Annotated in this window: 3 protein-coding genes; all 3 read left to right on the forward strand. The window is 59.2% G+C overall.

The genetic code is table 11. From position 1 onward, the window contains the following. On the forward strand, positions 1–855 hold an 855-nt coding region (ychF, locus tag ACRESJ_RS04590), incomplete at its 5' end, for a redox-regulated ATPase YchF (RefSeq protein WP_431756838.1). Between the two features lie 193 nt (positions 856–1,048). After that, positions 1,049–2,323, forward strand: a complete 1,275-nt coding sequence (locus tag ACRESJ_RS04595) for a tyrosine-type recombinase/integrase (protein WP_431756839.1) — start codon at positions 1,049–1,051, stop codon at positions 2,321–2,323. A 988-nt stretch (positions 2,324–3,311) separates the two neighbouring features. Further along, positions 3,312–3,839 (forward strand): DUF3987 domain-containing protein (locus tag ACRESJ_RS04600; RefSeq protein ID WP_431756840.1); only part of this gene is annotated, 528 nt, incomplete at its 3' end.

The raw sequence follows: 3,839 nt of genomic DNA on the forward strand, positions 1-3,839 counted from the left end.
GGTGAAGGCCTGGGCAACAAGTTCCTGGCCAACATCCGTGAAACCGATGCCATCGCCCACGTGGTCCGCTGCTTCGAAGACGAGAACGTGATTCACGTCTCCAACAGCGTCGACCCGAAACGCGACATCGAAATCATCGAGCTGGAACTGATCTTCGCCGACCTTGACAGCTGCGAGAAGCAACTGCAGAAAGTCGCGCGCAACGCCAAGGGCGGTGACAAGGACGCAGTGGTCCAGAAAGGCCTGCTGGAGCAACTGATCGCTCACTTCACCGAAGGCAAGCCGGCGCGCAGCCTGATGAAGAACATGGGCAGCGACGAGAAAGCGGTGATCAAGGGCTTCCACCTGCTGACCACCAAACCGGTCATGTACATCGCCAACGTCGCTGAAGACGGTTTCGAAAACAACCCGCACCTGGACGTGGTCAAGGCCATCGCCGAAGAAGAAGGCGCCGTGGTTGTTCCGGTGTGCAACAAGATCGAAGCGGAAATCGCCGAACTCGATGACGGCGAAGAGAAAGACATGTTCCTCGAAGCCCTGGGCCTCGAAGAGCCTGGCCTGAACCGCGTGATCCGCGCCGGCTACGAAATGCTGCACCTGCAGACCTACTTCACCGCCGGTGTCGAAGAAGTCCGCGCCTGGACTGTCCGCGTCGGTGCTACCGCACCACAAGCCGCTGGCGTGATCCACACCGACGTCGAAAAAGGCTTCATCCGCGCCGAAGTGATCGCCTACAACGACTTCATCCAGTACAAGGGCGAAGCCGGTACCAAGGAAGCCGGTAAATGGCGTCTGGAAGGCAAGGATTACATCGTTAAAGACGGCGACGTGATGCACTTCCGCTTCAACGTGTGACGGACTCCGTGGAATTCCACGGAGCTTGATGGACCTCGAAACCTCCGTAATCACCAGGTGATACGGGGGTTTTGCGTTCAAGTGCAACCATCCTCATCCATTGAGATCCGAGTGTTGTTTGGCTAGTCTTCCGGGTACGACGCCAAAAATCCGATTTTAAAAACCGGGTATGGCGGGAACCGGAGATCAGACCATGCTCACCGATACCCAATGCCGCACCGCAAAGCCCAAGGACAAGCCTTACAAACTCACCGATGGCAAGGGCTTGTATCTAGAGGTCAAACCCAACGGCACCAAAGCATGGCGCTACCGCTTCGCGATACGCACCGGGGATACAGCCAAAGAAAGCACCTTTGCTGTTGGCGACTATGCAATTCCGCCCCGCGGCGAAAGTGATGAAGACGCCTTGGCCCGGCGCAAAGGTCGACGCTTTACCTTGTCAGAAGCACGCGAAGAACGCGTCAAAGCCAGAGACCTGGTGAAGCAAGGCATCAACCCCGCCCGACATCGGCAACTCGCTCGCATTAAACAGCAGCAGGACAACGCCACCACCTTTGAGACCGTTGCAAAGGAATGGCTTGCACTGAAAGATTGGGAAGAGATCACCAAGGTCAAACGACTGGACATGCTCGAGCGCGTGGTTTTTCCCAAGATCGGTCCGTGGCCGATCAAAAGCATCACCCCCGCACACATCCTTGATGTACTTACCACCTCAGCGAAGAAGAATGGCCTGACGGTTGCGGCAGCGGCCAAGCGTAGTATGTCTGGCATCTTTGAACTCGCGGTTTCGACGCTACGAGCTGATACCGACCCGGTCTATCCAGTCCGCAGAGCCCTTCCGGCCAACAAAACCCAACACAAGCGCCCGCTTACGGTGGATGAAATCGGCCAACTCTTGCGTGACGTAGAAGGTCATTGCGGACGTCACGAAACCGCCATCGCGTTCCGCCTGATGTGGTTCACGCTCTGTCGTCCGAATGAAGCAGTCGAGGCACGTTGGGATGAGTTCGACCTGGATGCTGCCCGCTGGCGGATTCCTGCTGAGCGCATGAAGAAGCGCAAGGAACACAATGTCCCCCTCCCGACCCAGGCAGTGGACATGCTGCGCAGCCTGCACACCGTCACCGGCAAGTATGAGCACCTGTTCCCCCATCGAGATGAGCGTACGAAGCCTATGGTCGCAGCGTCATTTCGACAGATGCTCAAGTCCTTGGGCTGGAGCGGCAAGTACAGCCCCCATGCCACCAGAACCACTGGGAGCACCCGCCTCAATGAGATGGGTTATCCCGGTGACTGGATCGAGCGGCAACTCGCCCATGCTGAACCCAATGCGGTACGGCGCACATACAACCAAGCCGAGTACATGGCGGATCGCACAAACATGATGCAGCAGTGGGCAGACATGCTGGATGCGTGGAGACGAGGCGAAAGCAACGTCATGCCACTAAACCGAGTCGCCATTCGCTAAGGGTCGCCACTCTCCCCTGGCGACAACGGCGACAGTGGCGACAACCCGCGTAATACCTGGCCTGCAGCATGGCGACAGAGGTGGCGACTGTCGCCGTTGCAAGTCTCGCTCTTGGGGCTTTTTCGGCCAAGCCCACGCGAGCGGGAAGGCTCCGCATTCCCACTCGCATGGGCTCACATTAAAAACCGACGAACGACCACCCGACCATGGAAAACCACCGGGCTCCAAGGTCTTCCAGCGCTACCGATTGGCGCAAGAGCCGCCCCCAAAATACTGTTGACCGCGAGCAGAACGAGCGCTAAACCAGAACCGCACAAGCGCTGTCCTCGACAGCACCCAGGTAGCCAGAACCTTTGAGGCTACGCCACACCGTGGTGGTTCTCCCCCAAGTGCGATTAGCGTCCGGCGGCTCGCACAGTCACAGCGATGTGATGGATGCCTACTCTTCCAGTGTGCCCACTGCGGCAACTCATACTCCTTCCCAGCTGCTCTGCAGCAACTTATCCGCTTGGCCATTTCACTGCGCCAACTTGCGCCCGTCTCTTTGCCCCCTAAAGAGACGGGCGCTCCTACCACTGCTGCAGCCCTGCTCACACGGGCCTTTGCGGCTTTCCCCCTCGTGACAATCGGCGTGACAAACACCGAATGCTCACTCGCCACAGCGATGCCGATGATGGTGCCGCAGCCCACGGAATGGACTGCACCTGACTGACAGTCAGGCATCCCCCAGTCATCGCTTCGCTGTCTTCACCTGACTCAGGATCTCGCGGCACCGGTCTCGTCAGCCAGTGCAGCCTCCACCCGCCCACTTCTTCGGAAGTGCTCAGGAGGCCAGATCATGAGATGCCCAAGCTCCCGGTCGTAAGGAGCCGCCAGTCCCGCGTGAGAGGACAACCCTCACAGGTCGCAGGGGCCTTGATCCCTGATAACACTCAACAACCGTGGCGGGATGAGTGAGGACGACGTCGATAGTCTCAGGAGAATAGCGATGCAACTGTGCGAAGCGTTCGAGCCCCCACAACCCTTGCTGGAATACCAGCAGGCGCCACTGCCCTACCCGGCCGAAGCACTCGGGGATCTATTGGGCCCTGCGGTCGAACGATTGGCCGAGGTGATCGGTGTGCCCTGCGCCATGGCCGCGCAATCGGTGCTGGCCAGCGCCGCCTTGGTGAGCCAGGGTCATGCCAATGTCCAACTCGACGGCCGAACCTATCCGCTGTCCCTCTACCTACTGACGGTGGCGTCCTCGGGTGATCGCAAAAGCGCGGTGGATCACCAGGCATTAAGGGCGGCGCGCGACTGGGAGCGGCAGCAGTGGACCCTGTATGCGGCAAAGCTCAAAGCCTATCGCGCCGCTAGCAGCGTCATGGCCAACCCCAAAACCTCAACAGAGCGTGCTGAGGCGAAAGGCGGTGAGCTGTCCGAGCCGGTACCACCGAGACTGATCATTGCCGAGCCCACCATTGAGGCCCTGGTCAAAAGCCTGTGCCAGGGCTTGCCCAGCATGGGCTTGTTC

The organism is Pseudomonas sp. (genome assembly GCF_050739655.1).
In the GTDB taxonomy this organism is placed as follows: domain Bacteria; phylum Pseudomonadota; class Gammaproteobacteria; order Pseudomonadales; family Pseudomonadaceae; genus Aquipseudomonas.